Origin of the sequence: Pseudomonas sp. UBA4194 (assembly GCF_002379585.1) — a bacterium.
Taxonomy (GTDB): Bacteria; Pseudomonadota; Gammaproteobacteria; order Pseudomonadales; family Pseudomonadaceae; genus Aquipseudomonas.
The window spans coordinates 68,027-87,585 of sequence record NZ_DFUE01000071.1 but is presented as its reverse complement, the minus strand read 5'-3'; the positions used below and the strand labels follow the sequence as shown (position 1 = coordinate 87,585).

Genomic DNA, 19,559 nt, shown 5'->3' with positions numbered 1-19,559 from the left:
GGGCGAAGAACCTGTCTGGAACAAGACAGCCAGTGATCAGCGCAATATAAGGTGGGCGCTTGGGCTGACTGGTAGGTACTTAGGAGGGCAGGCAACACGACCGGGGCTAAGGTTCTGGTGCCCTGGGTGAAGATCCTGATCAATCGCAGGTTGGTCGTTGCAGAGTAATACGCTGGATGCCGGACTTGTTCGCAAGTCGGAAAGCTTTACCTGGGGGACCATCGTGGCGGCCGGTCTTGAGATCAAGACTGCTTCGGCCTAATTGACTTTCAGCTTGGTACTAACGGTCGTAAGCCTACCCCAACGCTGGCTGAGTCGGCAAGCAGTTTCTTGAAAATCAGAAGTCTATGGGGAAGACCCGTGTGCAGCCGGGTATTGTGCACCCGACAACGGCATTTTCAAACCCCTGCAATCCCGTGATTTTCCTGGGTCAGCAGCCCCAGCGACCGAATCTGGTGCGTTCAGGCGCCTCTTTTTATTGCGGTTGTCAACATGTGCCACGCAATCTGTCACATAGATGTAACGCCGGCCATGGCGGGATGGCTAACCGCTATTCGAAGTTTAAGTCAATGAAAAAAAACGCTTTTCTCGATTGGTGAAAAAATCGACAGTTTGACCGCGGCCCCCGTTCTATATGGCTTTGCGGGGTTGAAGAGGGTGTTGTCCACTGAGTTATCCACAGCTTCTGTGGATTGTCCCGACCGCTTGCTCTAACTCGGGCCAGGCAGCCATCCGAGTGGCATCCATGGGTTTTCCAGATGTGTCCGTGTCACGCGTGCACCGCCGTCGAGGTGTCAAGAATATGTAGGGTCGCCTTGGATAGCAGCCTAAGAACTATCGACGAACGGTAGGTGAGCCTGGCCAGCCGTTGGTGTTGCCTTCGATTGCGCCAGGTGGTCGCGGGTCCGATCGGGTCGCGGGAACGAATGACAAAGTCCCGGATCATCAGCAGGTACCGTTTCGCCGCTGCCTGGATTCCTGTATTAAACTGGCCGGCATCCGTTCAACACGACAAAGGATATCCATATGAGTACTCAGACCGAAACCGCCCTTTTGGCTGGCGGCTGCTTCTGGGGCATGCAAGACCTGCTGCGCCGTTATCCCGGGGTGCTCTCCACCCGCGTAGGCTACAGCGGCGGCGATGTGCCCAATGCGACGTACCGCAACCATGGCACCCATGCCGAAGCCATCGAGATCGTGTTCGATCCGCAGGTGATCAGCTATCGCCAGATTCTGGAGTTTTTCTTTCAGATTCATGACCCATCGACGGCTAATCGTCAGGGCAACGATATCGGCCTGAGCTATCGCTCGGCGATTTTCTATCGCGATGAAGAGCAGAAGCGTGTGGCCGAGGACACCGTCGCTGACGTGGACGCGTCCGGGTTGTGGCCTGGCAAAGCGGTGACCGAGATCGCCCCGGCGGGGGATTTCTGGGAGGCGGAGCCTGAGCACCAGGATTACCTGGAGCGTATTCCCAATGGCTACACCTGCCATTTCATTCGCCCGGATTGGAAGCTGCCCGCTCGCGGGTAAAGCTGGCGCGCCAGTGCCGGCCCCATCGCGGGCAGAGCCCGCTCCCACAGGGGATGTTGCCAGTGACGAAGATCTTGCCAGTGACGAAGATCTTGCCAGTGACGAGGTTCCACTGTGGGAGCGGGTTCTACCCGCGATAGGGCCAGCCAGGCTGGCCCAGTACTTAGCGGTTGTCCAACATCGCCTTGCGCAGATCCTTCACTTCACCGGCCGACACCGCCGGCGCCGCGTTGCCCCAGCTATTGCGGACATACGTCACTACATCGGCAATATTCTCGTCAGACAGGTTCCAGCCAAACGATGGCATCGCCGGCGCGGTTGGCGCTGCATCGGTAGCCCCCGCGCGGCTACCGGCCAATACGACGCGAATCATCGACGCCGCATCGGCACCATTGACCAGCGGCGCCTTGGCCAGTTTCGGGAACAGGCCGTCGACCCCCTCACCATTGCCCACGTGACAAGCCGAGCACCGATCGGCATAGATCGCCTTGCCCGCTACCATGGCCGCTTCGCTGGCCGGCAGCGCTTTGGGCACGGCGACGTCTTTGGGCTCATCCTTGAGGTAGACCGCGACGGCCATCAGGTCTTCGTCTTTCCAGTGCTGCGAGGAATGCTCCACCTCTTCAGCCATCGGCCCGGAGGCAATGTCGAAGCGGTTGGCGCCGGTCTTGAGATACTGCACGATGTCTTCGGCGCTCCAGCCACCGATGCCGGAATGGCTATTGGCGGTGATGTCCGGCGCCACCCAGCCTTGCAGATTGGCGCCGCCCAGGAACGCGCTGTTCTTGTCGCCGCCCAGCAGATTCTTCGGCGTATGACAGGTTCCGCAATGCCCCAGCCCCTCCACCAGATAGGCCCCACGGTTCCATTGCGCGGACTTCTGCGGGTTGGCCTTGAATTCACCCTCGGTGAAGTTCACCAGATTCCAGCCAATCAGGGCGGTGCGCACATTGAACGGAAAGGGCAGCTGGTTGGTTTCGACCGCATTGTCCACCGGCTGCAAGGTTTGCAGGTATGCCCAGATGGCCTGGTTATCCTCCCGCGAAACCTTGGTGTAAGCGGTGTACGGCATGGCGCCGTACAGTAGCTTGCCGCCGGGGCTGTGCCCCTTGGACATCACGTTCTGGAAGTCGTCGAAACTCCAGCTACCGATCCCGTTGGCCACATTGGGGGTAATGTTCGCCCCCACCAGTTTGCCGAACGGCGTGTCGATCGCCACGCCGCCCGCGAACGGTGCGCCGCCCGGTTTCGTATGGCACGCGGTGCAGTCGCCCAGGGTGGTCAGGTAGCGGCCCTTTTCCACCAGGTTGTAGGAGTCGCCACCACTGCCCGCGTGAGCTTGGCCCATGGCCAGGCCGAGCAACGCTGCGCATAAAGCCATTGAATTCTTCATACGCTGATCATCTCTCCAGGACGCTTGAGGTAGCGGCTGCGGATCGCGTCCGCCGCCTTGAACGCCAGGGCGCACACGGTGCCGGTGGGGTTGTAGCCAGGGTTCTGCGGAAACGCCGAGGAGCCCACCACGAACAGGTTGGGCACGCCCCACACCTGAAGGTGCTTGTTGACCGAACTGGTAGACGGATCTGCGCCCATGATGAAGCCGCCGACGATGTGCGAGGACTGGTAAGGCGCGCTGTTCCAATGACCTTGCTGGCTGCTCACCACCATTTCGCGGGGGTTCATGCTCTTGGCAATTTCGGCGACTTTGCCGATGCAGTACTTGGCCATGCGCCGGTCGTTCTCGGGGAAGTCGAATGTGATCCGCAGCAGGGGACGTCCGTGGGGATCGTTGTAGTTGGGGTCCAGCGACAGGTAGTTGGTGCGCACCGCATAGCTGCTGGCCTCGCAGCCAATGGACATGTTGCTGGCATAGTTCTTCACGGTGGCGGCTTTCCACTGCTTGCCCCAGGTCGGCGAGCCTGGCGGCATTGGCCGGGAGTCGATGGGGGCGGCGCCGATCGGCGTTACTCGCGTGCTGCCACCTCCCATGAAGCCCAGGCCCGAATGGTCGAAGTTGTCGTTGTTGAACTCATCGATACCCATGCCAATAGCGCCACCACCGATGAAAGGGTTGAAATTCTTGTCATCGAAGAACAGCCGCACGCTGTTGGCGGTCTGGTAGGCATAGTTGCGCCCGGTGGTGCCGGTATTGCTGATCGGGTCGTAGGGCTTGCCCACACCGGAGAGCAGCATCAAACGCACGTTCTCGAAGATGAAAGCGGCCACCACCACAAGGTCGGCGGGCTGTTCGAACTCCTCGCCGTTGGCGTCCACGTAGATGATCCCCGTGGCCTTGGTACCGGTGCTGTCCATCACCACTTTGAGCACTTCGGCGTTGGTCACGGCGGTGAAATTGGGCTTGCGGATCAATGCCGGCAATACGGTGGTGATCGCGCTGGCCTTGGAGTAGTTGGCGCAGCCGTAGTTGGTGCAGAACCCACAGAAAGTGCAGGGGCCCATCTTCACGCCCAGCGAGTTGGTGTACGGCTGGGAGACCAGCGCCGAAGGCACTGGAAATGGCTTGTAGCCCAGGTTGCGGGCCGCTTCGGCAAACAGCGTAGGCGCGTAGGTCTGGGCGGTCGGCGGATTGGGATACTCCGCCGAGCGCGCGCCCTCGAAGGTGTTGCCGCCCTCGATGATCTTGCCGTTGATATTGCCGGCCTTGCCCGACACCCCGGCCAGCCGGTCAAAGGCCGCATAGTGGGGCTCCATTTCTTCCCAGGTGGTGCCCCAGTCCTGCAGGGTCAGTTCCGCTGGCAGTTCCTTGCCGTAGCGTTCGGTGAGATGGCTCTTGAGGCGGAACTCGTTGGGCTGGAAGCGAAAGGCGATACCGGCCCAGTGGTTGCCGGCGCCGCCGGTGCCGTTGCCTGGGTGAAACGAGCCCCAGGTGCGCATCGGCAGTGCGGTCTCGCTGGCGTTGTTGCGCATGGTGCAGGTGTTCTGCTTGGTGCGCAGCATCAATTCCTGGCGGCGGTTGTAGCGCAATTCATCGGCGGCCGATGCGACGTTGAAGTCGCTGGCCGTGTCGCGCCATGGCCCACGTTCGAAGCCCATGACGTTGAGGCCGGTATCGGCCAATTCATTGGCGATGATGGATCCGGCCCAGCCGAGTCCCACAACCACGACGTCGGTGGAAGGTAATTTCTTGGCCATGCGGATTAACCCTTTTTGTTCCAGGCAGAGCTGCCGATGATGGAGAGCGGCACCAGATCGAGCTTCTGGTTGTGCAGGCCGATGTAGTCGCGGTAGTCATACCGAGCGCCAGGAAAACCAATCATTTTCCACGACGCCATATCGCGATTGCCGCCATAGATCGGATCGGCGAAGAAGCCTTCCATGGTGTTGCCCAGCACCTGCTGAAAGAACAGCTGGCTGTCGATGCCGTCGAGCTGCACTGTGCCTTTTTCCAGACCTTGAAGAACGCCATCGCGCTGCTCGGGAGACAGGGCGCTGAAGGACTTCTGGAACTGCGCCTGGCAGTACTTCTCCAGGCCTGCCAGGCCCAGGCTGTAGCGCTCCCGCGGCACCAGTTCGGACTGGTCACCCTGCATCGGGGTGCCTTTTTCGAAGGGGCCTTGACGGTACAGACGGGCAAAGTCGCCGTATTCGCCGGCAAGCTGGCGATCGATGAAGACAGCACACCCCGCGTCCTTGCCGCTGACACTCAGCTCGTCGGCGGGGATCAGCTGCTCGACGATGGCTTCCACTTCACGGGCCTGTGCGGGGGTGAAGAACTGCCAGCCGGGGGTGTCGTAGTGCATCGGCCCGTTGTGGTCGAAGGGGACCCATTGCGGGACGCCATTGAGGGTAGCGGCTTTGGCGCTGGCGGCGACGCCGATGGCCATGGTGGTGGCGGAGGAAAACAACAGCTTCCGGCGCGTCAGGCCCTTGGTCGGTCTTTCGGTCATGCAAGGCTCCTCGCGACAAGCCCGGCGAGGCATCCTAGAGGGATGGCTGGCGATCAGCGCCTGTCACACTGCGGTTTCACGGTTATGCCCTGTCTGCGCAGGGCGCTTTCCAACACGGCGTCGTGCGACCTTTGGTATCAGGCGTGCTCTGGTTCAACCATGCGATCATGGGGAGCGCGAGTGACTGGCCATCTGATGACTGCTCGATTTTGGCAGGTTAGACACATTTGGAAATACTCGCGCCTATGTATCCGTAACGCTCTATTACGCCCCTCGCAACAATCACCTACATCGACCGATTGTTACCGGACCGCCCGCCGCTCGGGGTTGTACGGTCGTGGATCAATCAAGAAACGGACTCGTAAGGCTTACCGATCTCAGCCGTTAACAAGTATCAAATGACATAAATTACCATTTACATAATTTTCACAATTCAATAGCCTTGGGCCGCTTCCGCATCTGCGCGGTTTCGCACGCAAGCAAGTAAGGCTTCCTACAGCCTGCTTCGAGTCTTCGCCCGGGGGGGGCAGACCACCTTGCGTGCATCCTGAGGACACACGCACACATGAAACACTTTGCTCTGCGCTCCGTAGCGCTCTCTGTCTCCTTGTTCGTCGCCGGCCTGGCCAACGCCGCGCCGGTCGCCTTGAACCTGCCGGCTCAACCGCTGGCGGACGCGCTGCAGAAACTGGGTCAGGCCAGCGGCCTGCAAGTGGTCTACGAGCCTGCGGCCATCGCCGGCAAGACCGCGCCATCGGTGACCGGGCAAATGGAGCCGTCGGTTGCGCTGCAGCGATTGCTGGCGGGCAGCGGGCTGGTGGGAAGCGTGCAGGGCAGCACGGTGAGCGTCACGGCCCCAGCCACCGCGGTAGCGGGTGGCAGTGCAGTGGAACTGGGTGCCACGGCGGTTTCGGCGACAGGCGACTCGCTTGCGGGCCAGGCGACCACCGAGAATTCCGGTTCCTACACCACCGGCAAGATGAGCACGGCCACCAAGCTGGGCCTGTCGATTCGCGAGACGCCGCAGTCGGTGAGTGTCATCACGCGCCAGCGCATTGAAGATCAGGGCATGAGCGACATCAACGATGTGGTCAAGTACGCCCCAGGTATCACCTTGCGCAAGTTCGGCGGCGACCGTCAGGCCTTCCAGGCTCGCGGTTTCACCATCGATAACATCATGTACGACGGCCTGCCGACCAGCGTCGGTCAACTGACTCTGGACACCATCTCCAGCGCCGACCTGGCCATGTACGACCGCGTGGAAGTGGTCCGCGGCGCCACCGGCTTGATGAGCGGCGCGGGCAGCCCCTCCGCTACCTTGAACCTGGTGCGCAAGCGCCCTACGGCCATTCCCCAGGTGAGCGTCACCACCAGCGCAGGTAGCTGGGATCGCTATCGCACCGAAGTCGACGCCTCCAACAAGCTCAATGAGTCCGGCACCCTGCGTGGGCGAGTCGTAGCAGCTTATGAAGACAGCAACAGTTACATCGACGAGCGCGAGAAACAGCGCCAGACCTTCTACGGGGTGCTCGAAGCCGATCTGAGCGACTCCACCACCTGGACCATCGGCGCCTCCAAACAGCGTGACGACGCCACTTCCGACTGGGGCAGCCTGCCATCGGGCCCCAATGGCGAGAACCTTCACCTGCCGCGTTCGACCTTCCTGAGTAACGATTGGGCTTACTGGGATCGGGACAACGTCAGCTTGTTCACCGACGTGACGCACCGTTTCGACAACGGCTGGAATGCAAAGCTTGCCGCTGCCAAGATCTGGGCCGAGTCCAATACGTTCTCCAGCTACCTCGGTGCGCCGGTGAATGGCGTGTACTCGCAGTTTTCTGGTCAGTACGACACCACTGACGTGCAGACCAACCTGGACGCCACGGCGAACGGTCCGTTTCAGCTGTTCGGCCGTGAGCATGAGCTGATCGTGGGCGCCAGCAAACGTCAGGAGAAATTCGATCAGACCGGTGGTTTCTGGGGAACCGGTACGCCCATCAATATCTATGATTTCGACCACAACCTTCCCAAGCCGGCTGCCGGCGCGCGTTCGCCCTATGTCGGCAAGAATACCGCCACCGAGGAAGGTCTCTACGCCGCCGCGCGTTTCAACCCGATCGACCCGCTGCATGTGATCATTGGTAGCCGCCTGAGCTGGTACGACTACGACAACCGTTCCGGTACCGGCGACTACAAGGTCACCCAGGAAGTCACGCCGTATGCCGGTGTGGTCTACGACCTCAACGACACTTACTCGGTCTACGCCAGCTACACGGAAATCTTCAAGCCCCAGACCCAGCAGGATGTTGCAGGCACGGTGCTGGACCCGATGACCGGCGAAAGCTACGAAATCGGCCTCAAGGGCGAGTACTTCGACGGTGGGCTGAACGCCTCCGTGGCGCTGTTCGACATGACCCAGCAGAATCGTGCCTACGCCATTCCCGACCAGCCGGCCAGCTGCCGTGCCACCAACCGCACGTGCTACGAGGCGGCAGGGGAGGTTCGCAGCCGTGGTGTAGACACCGAAATCACCGGTGCCCTGACCCCAAACTGGCAGTTCTCTGCGGCCTACACCCTGGTGCTCAGCCAGTACGTCAAAGACCGGACCTACGAGAAGGGTGATCTGTTCGCGCCCAACCAGCCCAAGCATCTGTTCAAGGCAGCCACCACCTACCAACTGCAGGGCGCGCTGGAAAAAGTACGCATCGGCGCTGATGTACTGGCGCAGAGCGAGACCTATGGCCGTGTGGGCAGGGGCCATGCCGTTCAGGACTCCTACGCAGTGCTGGGCCTGATGGCTGGCTACCGCTTCGACGAACATTGGGATGCTCGAGTCAACTTCAACAACGTGCTGGACGAGAAGTACTGGCAGGGCATTCCGACTTCGTCCGGCAGCGGCACCTATGGCGATCCCCGCAACGTGATGTTCTCGCTCAAATGGTCGCTGTAACGGTGGGGTAGGGCCCGGCCTGGATCTGGCGGTGAATGGTCCCCTCTCCCTTCGGGAGAGGGCGCCCTACGCGGTATGCTTCTAGCCCCTCTCCCTCGGCGAGAGTGCGCCCTACGCGGTATGCTTTTAGCTCCCTCTCCCCCAGGGAGAGGGCTGGGGTGAGGGGACCATCCCCTGCCGATCCCACCGCCGATCCCACCGCTGATCCACCGCCGATCCCACCTCCCTCCCACTACCGCTCCACCACCCGCGCCAATCTCACCACAGTCACCCCATTGCCCAAATGCCGCAGCGACGGCTGCACCAGCACACAATCATCGTATGGCGTGACCACCGCTTGATCCCCATCCCAAGCCAGCACACTCCCCGCATCGCCAATCAGCTCCAACCCGCGAAAATCTTCAACGAATGCGAACTCCATGCTGCGGGCTACCACCGGCTCGGTGACCTGCAGGAAACGCTGAGGTTCGGGCTTACTGGTGCTGATGTACGCCGCCATGGCTGCCTTCTCCACAACCCCCGTAGTCACCAGAAAGCGTGCCGTCACGTCCATGGCCACCTCACAGCTACGCCGGGAGAAGTGCTGACCCGTCTCGATCAGCAGGGCATTTTTCGGGCTCGCTGGGTCAGCGAAGCCCTGGTAGTCGCGCAGGCGGCGGCCATTGGGGTGGCCGGCGTCAGCGGCGACGGTTTGCGGGACGCCCAGGGCGGCCGCGAAGTCCATTCCTTTGGTTTGTGCGCCACACATCATGATGGGCGGCGCTTCTTCGTGCATTGAATGGATATCCAGCAGCAGGTCTACGGTATCGACGATGGGGCGTAATTCCCGTGCCCGGCGCAGCTCGATGGAGTCCTCCGGTCCCTCGAGTTTGGCCGGCAACCATACCCGGTTCATGTCTTCATCCAGATAGCGGGTGGCGTCGATATCCTCGGGATCGAAAGCGTGATAGGCGGCGACATTGCCAAACACCAATGTCAGCCGACCGCGCACCGGACGGACTTCATCCTTGAGCAACCTGTCCAGGGTGATCGCGCCGCTCACCTCGTTGCCGTGAGTCAACGCCATCACCATGACGTGAGGGCCGGGCAGGCCGCTGTCGAAGGAGTGCACGTAGTCGACGCCGCAGTTTCCCTGCTGCCACGGGCGAATATCGGGAAACTCTACCTCGATGGGGTAAGGGGTCAGGGTGGCGCGTACTTGTTCCAAGGTCTTCATGCAGGTCTCCGGCAGACAAAAGGGTGCTCTGGCCGCGCAGGGCGGCATTGATAGCGGGTAATGGATTGTTGGAATATCCGGGTTTCAGCTTGGGCGCTGGCTGCGCATGCGTCTGCCCAGCACGATCACCGCGATCACGCTGACCAGCGAGGTCGCCACTACGTAGAAGCTGGGTGCAAGCTTGCTGCCCGTTGCGTCGATCATCCAGGTCACGATCAGGGGCGCGAAACCACCGAACAGGGTCACCGAAAAGTTGTAGCTGAGGGCGAGTCCGGTGCCGCGGATGCTGGTCGGGAAGATATCGGCCAGCATCGCCGGGATCGGCCCCAGGCAGGCAGCGATCAGGATGCCCACCACCGCCTGCACCATCAGCAGGGTGGTGACGCTGGGGTACAGATTCAGCCAGACGAACATCGGATACGACGACAGTCCGGTGATCAACAGCGCCAGCGTGAGCACACGGAAGCGGCCAAAGCGGTCCGACAGGCTGCCGAATACCGGTGCCATGAACATCAGCATCACGCCCGTTACCAGCGCGCCGAGATAGGAGGAGGTCGCGGTAATCTGCAATTGCTTGAGGGCGTAGGTGGGCATGTACAGCTTGTGCACGTAGTTGAACGCCGTGGCACCGGCCACCACGCCGATGGACAGCAGCAGGCTGGTGCGGCCCTTGACCAGCACGTCGCGCAGCGGGGTCTTGGGCTCACCCTTGGCGGCGACTTTCTGGAAGTCCGGGGTTTCGTCGATCTGGCTGCGAATGTAGAAGCCAACGGGTCCGATCAGCAGGCCGACGCCGAACGCCACGCGCCAGCCCCAGTCGTTGAGTTGCACATCGGAAAGCAGGTAGCTGAGCAGGGCACTGACCCCTGCGGCCAGTACGGTGGCCAAGCCCTGGGTCGCCAGCTGCCAGCTGGCGAAGAAGCCGCGGCGGCTGGGGTCCGCATGCTCGACCATGAAGGCGGTGGCAGCGCCGAACTCTCCGCCAGTGGAAAAGCCCTGGAGCATGCGCGCGACGATGATCAGCAATGGCGCGGCGATACCGATCTGTTGGTAGGAGGGGGTGAAGGTGATCATGGCGGTGCCGATCAGCATGATCAGGATCGACATGGTCAGCGATGCCTTGCGCCCGGCGCGGTCGGCGTAGGACCCCAGCACGATGGCGCCCAGTGGTCGCATCAGGAATGAGATGCCGAACGAGCCGACCGCCAGAAGCAGGGACGTGGTCTCGTTGTCGGACGGGAAGAACAGCTTGCCGATGACCACGGCGAAGTATCCGTAGATCAGCAGGTCATAGAATTCCAGGGCGTTGCCGAAGCTGGCGGCGATGATCTCTTTCCATGGCCCGCGCCGGGTCTTGGCCGGGTTCGCGTGCAGGGTGGTCGAGGCTGTACTCATGAGTGGTTTCCGGGTTCGTTTCACGGTTATCGAGCCGTCCACCGGCCACAAGCTGTCGATGGACACGATGGCAGTCATTGTTATGGGTGAAAACGACCAGGCAGCGGTGGAAGGTCTACGCCCTCGTGGCTACCTGGCCCGTGACCAAGGTGAATCAGCATTGCGCCGCGGACAATTGCTGTTTGGGCACAGGCCCGAGCCTATTCGGCACGGGCCAGTAATGACGGGGCCGAAAGACCTGCCAGCCGCGCGATCTTTTTGCCCATGCTCCGCAACGGTGCGGGTGATGGGCGGCTCAAATCGGGTCCAGGCCTTCCCAGATGCGCATCACCTGTTCGCTTCGATTGGCCCGCAGGCGGTGCAACGACACGTCGAACGGGATGTGCAGCTCGCTGCCCCCGGCCAGCACCAGCTCGCCGGCAGCCAGCGCGTCTTTGACTACCATGCCAGGCAGCCAGGCGAGCCCCGAACCGCGCTTGGCCATTTCCAGAATCGCCTCATACGAGTCAGCCTGGTAGATCATGCGCAAGGCCAGGCGCTGAGGGAGCTTGGCCAGGTGCTGTGCCAGCACGCCGCGCAGTGACAGCGACGGCGATAATCCCAGCCAGGCAATGCTCGACGCGTCACTGTCCGGCCCGATGGCGAATCGCGGTTGGCCGTCGGCATCGGCAACGCTTACCGGCAGTAGCTGCTCCTGGGCGAGCACCTTGGAATCAAAGCGCTCGGCGTCTACCAGAATGCGCGTCAAGGGGCTGGAATAAATGAGTTGCAGGTCGACTTCGCCTGCGGTCAATTTGAGGATGGCTTCTTGTGCGCCGCCGGTGACCAGTGATACGGGGAACGCGCCGAAGCGTTGATGCAGAGACTGGTACCAGTCGGGGAAAAACACCCGGGCCAAGGTGCGTCCGGTAGCGATGCGCAGGGGCTGTTCGCGGTTGAGTCCGATATTCTGGAACTGCGCGCGGGCCGCCAGCAGCAATTCCATGGACTGGCTCGCCGCGTCGAGAAACAATAGGCCGGCAGGCGTGAGGGACAATGGCTGCTTGCGTTCGATCAGCGGGGCGCCGACCCAGTCCTCCAGCGCCCGGATACGTCGGCCGAAAGCGGGATGAGTCACGCAGCGAATCTCGGCGGCCCGCGACAGGCTGCGGGTCCGGGCCAGCTCGATGAAGTCTTCCAGCCATTCCAGTTGCATCGATGTTCCTCATCCTGTGGCGCAGGTGCGCGGGTTTTGGCTTGCGTGTTGACTTGGGTTTTGACTGGGCATTTGACGCGGCTTACGCCGCTGCTACGGGGGCGTATGAAAACTATCTTGATCGTTGGTATTGGTGCCGGCAACCCGGAATACATCACGGTGCAGGCGGTGAGCGCGCTGAACCGCGCCGATGTTTTTTTCCTGATGGACAAGGGCAGCGCAAAAGCCAAGCTCAATGCCTTGCGCCGGGACATCCTGCAGCGCTATGTCCGTGGTAGCGCCTATCGCATCGTGGAGGCGCTGAACCCTGAGCGGATTCCCGATAACGGCGACTATCCGGGCGCGGTGGGCCAGCTCAACAGTGACAAGGGCGAGATTTTCGAACGACTGATCGCCACTGAGCTGGGCGAAGGGCAGTGTGGCGCGTTTCTGGTGTGGGGGGACCCGTCGCTGTATGACAGCACCGTACGCATCATCGAAAGCATCGCGGCCAGCGGCAGGCATGCATTGGCGTATGAGGTGATCCCGGGCATCACCAGTGTGCAAGCCCTGACCGCGCAGCACCGGGTGCCTTTGAACAGCATCGGTGGCGCAGTGGAAATCACCACCGGACGCCAGCTTGCCATGGGCCTGCGCGAAGGCGTGGACACTGTGGTGGTGATGCTCGATGCCCAGGAAAGCTATCGACTGTTGGTGGGGCAGGGTTGGCAGATCCACTGGGGCGCTTACCTTGGCACCTGCGACGAAATCCTCATCGACGGCCCGCTGGATCAAGTCGCCGACCAGATCACCCAGGCTCGCCACACCGCTCGGCAGGCACACGGATGGATCATGGACACCTACCTGCTCAAACGCATCGAACCCTGAACGAGCGCCCCGTGGTTGTGGGAGCAGGCAGAACCCGCTCCCACAGGTATTGCTGTTTGTGTGGGAGCGGGTTCTACCCGCGATGGGGCCCGAGCAGGTTCACGAACGAAAGCGCAGAATCTTCGCCCCATCGAACGGATCGACCAGGTAATGCGCCTGCACGCCGAAGGTATCCTGCAACCGCTCGGGCGTGAGCACGGTGGATGGCTCACCCAGCGCTACCAATCGGCCTTTCTCTAGAATGGCCAGACGGTCGCAGCTCAGCGCCTGGTTCAGGTCGTGCAGGGCAATGAGGGTCGTCACCTGCAGCCCCTGCACCAGTTTCAGGATCGCCAGTTGATGCTGGATGTCCAGGTGGTTGCCCGGTTCGTCCAGCAGTAGCACCTGCGGCCGCTGGGCCAAGGCACGTGCGATGTGCACCCGCTGGCGCTCGCCACCGGACAGGCTGCGCCACAAGCGCGTGCTCAGGTGGCCGGCGTCGACATCCTCTAGCGCCTGCAAGACGATGGCCTGATCCTCGGCCGACCAGGGGCTCAATGCCGACAGCCAAGGCGTGCGCCCCAGGGCCACGGCGTCGAATACGGTAATGGCATCGTCGCTATGAGCCTGCTGCTCCACCACCGCCATCTGCTGGGCGATGCGCCGACGTGGCAGGTCCTTGAGCCGCTGGCCATGCAGCCGCACTTCCCCGGCGCTGGGGGCACGCAGCCCCGCCAGCAATTTCAGCAGTGTCGATTTTCCCGACCCATTGGGGCCGACAACGCCCAGGGTTTCGCCTTGGCGAACATCCAGTTCAACGCCCTGCAACAACGGGCTATCACCCACCTTGAAGGACAGCTGCGAACAGCTCAGGCAGTGCGCCGACGGGTTCATCGCGCGCTCCTGCGGCTGATCAGAATCAAGGCGAACACGGGCGCGCCAACCAGCGCGGTGATCACCCCGACGGGAATCACCTGGCCCTTGATCAAGGTGCGCGAAAGCACGTCTGCGGCAATCAGGAACAAGGCGCCACCCAGGGCACTGGCGGGCAGCAGCCGGGCATGACGGGTGCCCAGCAGCAGCCGCGCGGCATGAGGTATCACCAACCCGACGAAGCCGATGGAACCGACAATGGACACCACCACCGCGGTGACCAGGGCCGCGCACCCCACCAGCACCAACTGCACTCTACGTACCGGGATGCCCAGCGAAGCTGCGGAATCGGCACCGAAGGCGAAGGCATCCAGTGCTCGCCGATGCCACAGGCACACCACCAGGCCCGCCAGGGCCACCGGTACCGCCAGCCACACCGAAGGCCAGCGCACGCCGCCCAGATTGCCCAGCAGCCAGAACATGATGCCCCGGGCCTGATCGGCGCTGGCCGATTTGGTAATCAAGAACGCGGTCAGCGCGTTGAACAGTTGCGAGCCGGCGATGCCGGCCAGAATGATCTGCCCGGTGCCGGTGGACGGACCACTCGCCCGGGCCAGCAGAATCACCAGCGCAAAGGCCGTCACCGCGCCCATGAACGCACCCGCCGACAGCGATATCGCCCCCGCGCCGACGCCCAGCAGGGCCACCAGCACCGCACCGGTCGAGGCGCCGGCCGAAATGCCCAACAGGTAGGGCTCAGCCAGCGGATTGCGCAGCAGGGATTGCAGGATCACACCGCACAGCGCCAGTCCGGCACCACACGCCGCGGCTACCAGGGCGCGGGTCAGGCGGTAATTCCAGACGATGCCCTCATCGATGGGGTCGAGCACGTAGCCGGCGCCCATCAGCTTGTTGGCCAGCACCTGCAGCACCACATCGGGCGCCACCGTGGTCTCGCCAATGGACACTCCGGCCAGTATGGCCGCCAGCAGGGCGAGGGCGGCCAGCAATGTCCTCAGTACACTTTGCGTCATTGTGCCGGGGCACCGCTGTCGATGGCCGCAGCCAGGGTTTCCAGGCCATCGAACATGCGCAGGCTGGCCTGCATGGCATCGGCATCGAGGATCACGATGCGGTTGTGCTTCACCGCGTCCATGTGTTGAGTCACAGGGTCCGAGCGCAGGAGCGCCAGCTTCTTGTCGACGTCATCGGCGGGGAAGCGGCGACGGTCCATGCGCGCGATCACCAGAAAGGTCGGATTGGCTCGGGCAATGGTTTCCCAGCCGACGGTGGGCCACTCTTCATCCGACTGCACCACGTTACTCACACCCAGGGTATTGAGCATGAAGTCGGGAATGCCCTTGCGACCGGCCACATAAGGATCGGCCTGCAAGTCGGCACTGGAGAACCAGAACAGCGCGCTGGTCTGTTGCCGCGTGGCATTGGTCGCCGGAGCGCTGACCTTGGCCAGGCGCGCCTTGAGGCTGGCGTTGAGCTGCTCGCCTCGGTCCTCGACGTCGAAGATCCGCGCCAGTTGGCTCACGCTCTTGTACAGCGTGTCGATCAGGAATGGCTGCAGGCGAGTACCGTCGGCGCCCACCAGGTTGTCTTTGCCTTCGCAATCCGATGGCATCAGGTAGGTGGGAATGTTCAGCTCATGGAACTGCTCGCGGGTACCCACTGCGCCCTGAGGCCCCACCATCCACTCCAACTGCACCGCGACCAGTTCGGGCCGCTTGCCGATCACCGCTTCGAAACTCGGTTCGTTGTCCGCCAGTCGCTCGATCCTGGCGTTCTGCGCCTTGTCGCGTTCCAACGGCGCATTGAACCACAGCGATGTGCCCACCAGCTTGTCGCCCAGCCCCAGGGCGAAGAGCATCTCGGTGCCTGCCTGGCCAATGGTCACCGCACGCGTCGGGGCGTGTTGAAAGGTCAGCGGTACGCCGCAGTTTTCCACGGTGAGCGGGTATTGGGTGGGGCTGGCGCAGGCCAGCGAGGACAGCCCGAGGCTGGCGAACAACAGGGCAAAGCGGGGCAGCAGCATGGCGCAATCTCCGTCAGGAACATACGGGGCTGGGGCTGCAAGCTGGGGAAACATCGACAGGCGCGGCCATCAAGGCACGAAGCAAGGCCGCGCAAGAAACGTGCGCCACGGCAGGATGCCCTCCGGACACCCCGCCGGTTGGTTGATCTACGTGGCCGGCAGGTCTCCTGACTGATGCTTCATCACCTGCTTCCTGCCTTCCCGGGGCGACCCAGTGGCATGCGTGGAACAGGTTCGGCACCTACAGTTGCGGGGGCAGTTCCGGTTGATGCTGTGCCAGCATCGCGGATTCCCTATTGATCCCCTTCGGGACCGGCGAGCGCATGGTAGTCGATGCGGCGGGCGAGGGAAACCCACCTCAGGATCGCCCGGGGACCGCGGTAGCACTGCGGCGCGCGCCTGCCACGCAAAGGATGACAGCGGCGCACACCAGCAGCATGCCCATGCTGACCTGCTCATGGAGAAACACTGCCGCCAGCGTCAGCCCAAAGAAAGGCTGCAGCAATTGCAACTGCCCGACGGCGGCGGCACCGCCGTGGGCGAGCCCGCGATACCAGAACACAAAGCCGATGAGCATGCTGAACAACGACACATAACCGAGGCTGGCCCACGCCGGCATTGAGATGCCCTCGAAGGTAGGCGGCGCCAGCAGGTATGCCAGCGGCAGCATGACCGGCAGCGACAGCAGCAAAGCCCAGCAAATCACCTGCCAGCCGCCCAGCACCCGGGACAGCGTGGCGCCTTCGGCGTACCCCAGCCCGCAGGCGAGAACGGCCGCCAACATCAGGCCATCACCCAACGGCGCTGCTGCCAAGCCTTGGCCAGCGGCGTATCCGGCCACCAGCAGGCTGCCAAGGATCGAGCATGCCCAAAAGGCCGGACGCGGCCGTTCGCCTCCGCGCATCACGGCAAATATGGCCGTCGCCAGAGGCAGCAAGCCGATGAACACGATGGAGTGCGCCGAAGTCACGTATTGCAATGCCAGGGCAGTCAGCAGCGGAAAGCCCAGCACGACCCCCAGGGCCACCACGGCCAGCTGTCGCCATTGCTGGACCGTGGGCCGGGGCTGCTTCAGCAGCCACAGCACACACAGTGCCACGCTGCCTGCGATGCTGGCCCTGGCCACCGTCAGAAACACCGGGTCGAATTCCAGCACCGCTAGCCGTGTAGCCGGCAGAGAGCCGCTGAATATCACCACACCGATCAGCCCGCTCAGCCATCCGCTGCTGGCTTTACGCAAAGGGGTTTCTGGCAACTCAGTGCTGTGCGGCATGGCGATCATCTCGGTAAGGACGTTGCAGCCATTGCATTCACGGCTGCGGGGAGGCCATCCTAGGACGCCTTTTCAGTGCAATCAAAAAATTGTCATGGATACAACCGCTCATGCCGCGTGCTCGCTATAAAGTGCTAGTGGACAGCTTTGCCGCTGATATCCGCCGGGGGAAATGGGCGCCGGGCAGCCGCCTCCCCACCCATCGCCAGCTCGCGAGCGAGCATGGGCTGGCGCTGGCCACGGCCTCCAGGGTCTACGCCGAGCTTGAAAGCATGGGGCTGGTCAGTGGCGAAACAGGTCGCGGAACCTTCGTGCGTGAAGTATCGCTGCCGTTGTGGCAGGGCATCGATCAACAGCCGCCTGCACCCGGCGTGCTTGACCTGAGCTTCAACTACCCGGCGTTACCCGAGCAGGCCGAATTGCTGCGCGCGGCCCTGCGCCAATTGGCAAACGCTGGCGACCTGGAGGCTTTGCTGCGCTACCAGCCCCACGGGGGCCGGCCTCATGAGAGGGCCTGTATCGCCAGCGACCTGGCGAGGTACGGCGTGGTCGTCTCCGCCGAGCAATTGTTGATTGTCAGCGGCGCTCAGCATGGCCTGGCCGTCACAGTGATGGCCTTGCTCCAGCCGGGGGATGTGGTGGCGGTAGATGCATTGACCTACCCCGGCTTCAAGGTAGCAGCCGAAGCACAGCGCCTAGAGTTGCTCGCCATCCCATTGACCGAGCAAGGTCCGGACCTCGACGCCCTGGAGTCGATGTGCCGCAAGAGACGGATCAAGGCGGTGTACAGCATGCCCACGCTCCACAACCCCATGGGGTGGGTACAGGATCTGGCTTGGCGGGAAAGATTGGTAAGCATCGCGCGAGCGCATCATCTGCTGCTGATCGAAGACGCTGCCTACGCGTTTTTGGCCGAAAGCCCCGCCGCACCTCTGGTGACCCTGGCGCCAGACACCACGGTGCACATTTCCGGGTTCTCGAAGAACATTGCCACCGGCCTGCGTGTCGGCGTGGTAGTGGCGCCACTTCCCTGGGTGCCCGCGTTGGAGCGGGCTATCCGAGCCACCACCTGGAACACCCCTGGGGTCATGACGGCAATGGTGTGCGGCTGGATCGAAGACGGCACGGTGGCGCGGTTGGAGGAGCAGAAACGGGATGACGCCAGGACTCGCCAGAGTATGGCCAGAGCGGTGCTGGGTGGGTTGTCCCTGATCGGGCATGAAACGTCCTATTTCCTCTGGGTCAAGCTGCCTGAGGAGGTACGTGCGGATCAGATTGCCGTGGCGCTGTTACGCGCAGGGGTTGCCGTGTCCACCGCAGAACCCTTCGCGGCGGCGGATGTTGTGCCGCATGCCATCCGCCTGGCGCTCGGATCGGTGCCCCTGCCAGCCCTCAACGAGGCACTGTTACGGGTCAAGCAGGTCATCACGGACCATGCCTATTGACGAACCGCTCGTTACCGCCGAGCAGTTGGACGAGCACTTCGGCGTTGATCGCGCCGTCGCTGACGCGTGTGACCTTGCCGTCAGGCATAAGCTCATGAACCCTTCCAGCGGCCATTGGCAATCAGCGGGTGTCAGCGTTGATGTTCTGGGTCGCTGATGCGAAAGGGGTTGGTCTGTACCGTGACCTGGCGTGGTGCCAGCGCGGCAGGTGGCTGGTCGGCCAAGGCTGCGAGCAATGCCTCGGGGTGTTCCATGGGCAACTGCGCGAGACGTTCGGCAGGCAGTTCCCACCATTGGCTGGCCAGCAGGCGTTCGATCAGCGCTGGTTCGAAGCGATAGCGGATGATACGTGCGGGCGTGCCGGCCACGATGGCGTAGGGTGGCACGTCTTTATTGACCAGCGATTGAGCGCCTACCACAGCACCTGTGCCGAGCGTGATGCCGTCCATGATCATGGCATCGCGGCCAATCCACACGTCGTGACCAATAGTGGTGGGGGAGGATCGGTAGTGCCCGCTGGTGTCGCCACCCTGAGCCGCGCGCATGGCGAACAATTTGCTGTGAGTGGATAACCACTCCAGCGGATGGGACTGCCGGCTGTGCCCCAGCACCGTGCCGGCGGCAATCGAGCAATAGCGACCGATGGAGGCGACTTCGTGCAGTTCGGCGCCGCTCATGATGTCGGTATGCGCACCGATTTTCAGACGCTTGGCGAACAGCTTCACATCGTGCAGCTTCGCGCCTTCCTCAAGCGTCAGCTCGATATCGCTGCGCAAGCCCTTGGTACCGCTGTCGAGCCGACACTTGCAGGCGGCCAGTGCCTTTTTCAGGCGACGGTCGAGCAGCGCACGTTTGAGAACATTCATTGCAGATTCCAGGTC

14 protein-coding genes, 1 pseudogene and 1 riboswitch are annotated in these 19,559 nt (G+C 62.5%); of the genes and pseudogenes, 4 read left to right on the top strand and 11 right to left on the bottom strand.

The genetic code is table 11. From position 1 onward, the window contains the following. The first annotated feature begins 1,026 nt into the window (after window positions 1-1,026). A complete protein-coding gene (msrA, locus tag B3397_RS17535; protein ID WP_296252521.1) occupies window positions 1,027-1,533 on the top strand; it encodes a peptide-methionine (S)-S-oxide reductase MsrA in 507 nt (168 codons plus the stop codon). A 163-nt stretch (window positions 1,534-1,696) separates the two neighbouring features. Here the strand turns inward: msrA and B3397_RS17530 are convergent, their stop codons facing one another. Genes B3397_RS17530 through B3397_RS17520 form a run of 3 tightly spaced genes read right to left on the bottom strand, consistent with a single transcriptional unit; the run spans window position 1,697 to window position 5,441 of the window. Next, window positions 1,697-2,926, bottom strand: a complete 1,230-nt coding sequence (locus tag B3397_RS17530; RefSeq protein ID WP_296252519.1) for a c-type cytochrome — start codon at window positions 2,924-2,926, stop codon at window positions 1,697-1,699. Then, window positions 2,923-4,686, bottom strand: a complete 1,764-nt coding sequence (locus B3397_RS17525; protein ID WP_296252518.1) for a GMC family oxidoreductase — start codon at window positions 4,684-4,686, stop codon at window positions 2,923-2,925. The genes B3397_RS17530 and B3397_RS17525 overlap by 4 nt, the downstream gene beginning before the upstream one ends. Window positions 4,687-4,691: 5 nt before the next feature. Continuing rightward, entirely contained in the window at window positions 4,692-5,441 is a 750-nt protein-coding gene (locus B3397_RS17520; protein ID WP_296252516.1) for a gluconate 2-dehydrogenase subunit 3 family protein, read from the bottom strand. A 565-nt stretch (window positions 5,442-6,006) separates the two neighbouring features. On the opposite strand from B3397_RS17520, the gene B3397_RS17515 reads away from it, so the two are divergent. Then, a complete protein-coding gene (locus B3397_RS17515) occupies window positions 6,007-8,391 on the top strand; it encodes a TonB-dependent siderophore receptor (RefSeq protein WP_296252513.1) in 2,385 nt (794 codons plus the stop codon). Window positions 8,392-8,623: 232 nt separating this feature from the next. Here B3397_RS17515 and B3397_RS17510 read toward each other — a convergent pair whose 3' ends face one another. The 3 genes from B3397_RS17510 to B3397_RS17500 all read right to left on the bottom strand — a co-directional run bounded on the left by B3397_RS17510 (window position 8,624) and on the right by B3397_RS17500 (window position 12,197). Further along, a complete protein-coding gene (locus tag B3397_RS17510; RefSeq protein ID WP_296252511.1) occupies window positions 8,624-9,607 on the bottom strand; it encodes a M14 family metallopeptidase in 984 nt (327 codons plus the stop codon). Between the two features lie 84 nt (window positions 9,608-9,691). Continuing rightward, entirely contained in the window at window positions 9,692-11,002 is a 1,311-nt protein-coding gene (locus B3397_RS17505) for an MFS transporter (RefSeq protein ID WP_296252510.1), read from the bottom strand. A 295-nt stretch (window positions 11,003-11,297) separates the two neighbouring features. Next, on the bottom strand, window positions 11,298-12,197 hold the full coding sequence (locus B3397_RS17500) for a LysR family transcriptional regulator (protein ID WP_296252509.1): 900 nt from the start codon (window positions 12,195-12,197) through the stop codon (window positions 11,298-11,300). A gap of 105 nt (window positions 12,198-12,302) precedes the next feature. Here B3397_RS17500 and cobF point away from each other — a divergent pair, with 105 nt between their 5' ends. After that, on the top strand, window positions 12,303-13,064 hold the full coding sequence (gene cobF, locus B3397_RS17495; RefSeq protein WP_296252508.1) for a precorrin-6A synthase (deacetylating): 762 nt from the start codon (window positions 12,303-12,305) through the stop codon (window positions 13,062-13,064). A 99-nt stretch (window positions 13,065-13,163) separates the two neighbouring features. Here the strand turns inward: cobF and B3397_RS17490 are convergent. The 4 genes and pseudogenes from B3397_RS17490 to B3397_RS17475 form a co-directional block, all read right to left on the bottom strand. After that, window positions 13,164-13,832 (bottom strand): annotated as a pseudogene (locus B3397_RS17490) (ABC transporter ATP-binding protein); the annotation flags it as partial. Between the two features lie 101 nt (window positions 13,833-13,933). Then, window positions 13,934-14,950, bottom strand: a complete 1,017-nt coding sequence (locus B3397_RS17485) for a FecCD family ABC transporter permease (RefSeq protein ID WP_296252504.1) — start codon at window positions 14,948-14,950, stop codon at window positions 13,934-13,936. After that, entirely contained in the window at window positions 14,947-15,960 is a 1,014-nt protein-coding gene (locus tag B3397_RS17480) for an ABC transporter substrate-binding protein (RefSeq protein ID WP_296252502.1), read from the bottom strand. The genes B3397_RS17485 and B3397_RS17480 overlap by 4 nt, the downstream gene beginning before the upstream one ends. Window positions 15,961-16,101: 141 nt before the next feature. Beyond that, window positions 16,102-16,292, bottom strand: a riboswitch (cobalamin riboswitch). 26 nt (window positions 16,293-16,318) lie between these two features. Next, window positions 16,319-17,233 carry a DMT family transporter gene (locus B3397_RS17475; protein ID WP_296252500.1) on the bottom strand — a complete coding sequence of 305 codons (915 nt, stop codon included), beginning with the start codon at window positions 17,231-17,233 and terminating at the stop codon, window positions 16,319-16,321. A 110-nt stretch (window positions 17,234-17,343) separates the two neighbouring features. On the opposite strand from B3397_RS17475, the gene B3397_RS17470 reads away from it, so the two are divergent. Next, entirely contained in the window at window positions 17,344-18,678 is a 1,335-nt protein-coding gene (locus B3397_RS17470) for a PLP-dependent aminotransferase family protein (protein WP_296252499.1), read from the top strand. A 131-nt stretch (window positions 18,679-18,809) separates the two neighbouring features. On the opposite strand, the gene B3397_RS17465 is transcribed toward B3397_RS17470, so the two are convergent. Next, on the bottom strand, window positions 18,810-19,544 hold the full coding sequence (locus tag B3397_RS17465; protein WP_296252497.1) for a CatB-related O-acetyltransferase: 735 nt from the start codon (window positions 19,542-19,544) through the stop codon (window positions 18,810-18,812). Between the last annotated feature and the right edge of the window lie 15 nt (window positions 19,545-19,559).

Excerpts from the sequence above, each read along its gene's own strand:
- msrA (WP_296252521.1), top strand. The coding sequence starts at position 1,027 with ATGAGTACTCAGACCGAAACCGCCCTTTTGGCTGGCGGCTGCTTCTGG.
- B3397_RS17530 (WP_296252519.1), bottom strand. The coding sequence starts at position 2,926 with ATGAAGAATTCAATGGCTTTATGCGCAGCGTTGCTCGGCCTGGCCATG.
- B3397_RS17525 (WP_296252518.1), bottom strand. The coding sequence starts at position 4,686 with ATGGCCAAGAAATTACCTTCCACCGACGTCGTGGTTGTGGGACTCGGC.
- B3397_RS17520 (WP_296252516.1), bottom strand. The coding sequence starts at position 5,441 with ATGACCGAAAGACCGACCAAGGGCCTGACGCGCCGGAAGCTGTTGTTT.
- B3397_RS17515 (WP_296252513.1), top strand. The coding sequence starts at position 6,007 with ATGAAACACTTTGCTCTGCGCTCCGTAGCGCTCTCTGTCTCCTTGTTC.
- B3397_RS17510 (WP_296252511.1), bottom strand. The coding sequence starts at position 9,607 with ATGAAGACCTTGGAACAAGTACGCGCCACCCTGACCCCTTACCCCATC.
- B3397_RS17505 (WP_296252510.1), bottom strand. The coding sequence starts at position 11,002 with ATGAGTACAGCCTCGACCACCCTGCACGCGAACCCGGCCAAGACCCGG.
- B3397_RS17500 (WP_296252509.1), bottom strand. The coding sequence starts at position 12,197 with ATGCAACTGGAATGGCTGGAAGACTTCATCGAGCTGGCCCGGACCCGC.
- cobF (WP_296252508.1), top strand. The coding sequence starts at position 12,303 with ATGAAAACTATCTTGATCGTTGGTATTGGTGCCGGCAACCCGGAATAC.
- B3397_RS17485 (WP_296252504.1), bottom strand. The coding sequence starts at position 14,950 with ATGACGCAAAGTGTACTGAGGACATTGCTGGCCGCCCTCGCCCTGCTG.
- B3397_RS17480 (WP_296252502.1), bottom strand. The coding sequence starts at position 15,960 with ATGCTGCTGCCCCGCTTTGCCCTGTTGTTCGCCAGCCTCGGGCTGTCC.
- B3397_RS17475 (WP_296252500.1), bottom strand. The coding sequence starts at position 17,233 with ATGCCGCACAGCACTGAGTTGCCAGAAACCCCTTTGCGTAAAGCCAGC.
- B3397_RS17470 (WP_296252499.1), top strand. The coding sequence starts at position 17,344 with ATGCCGCGTGCTCGCTATAAAGTGCTAGTGGACAGCTTTGCCGCTGAT.
- B3397_RS17465 (WP_296252497.1), bottom strand. The coding sequence starts at position 19,544 with ATGAATGTTCTCAAACGTGCGCTGCTCGACCGTCGCCTGAAAAAGGCA.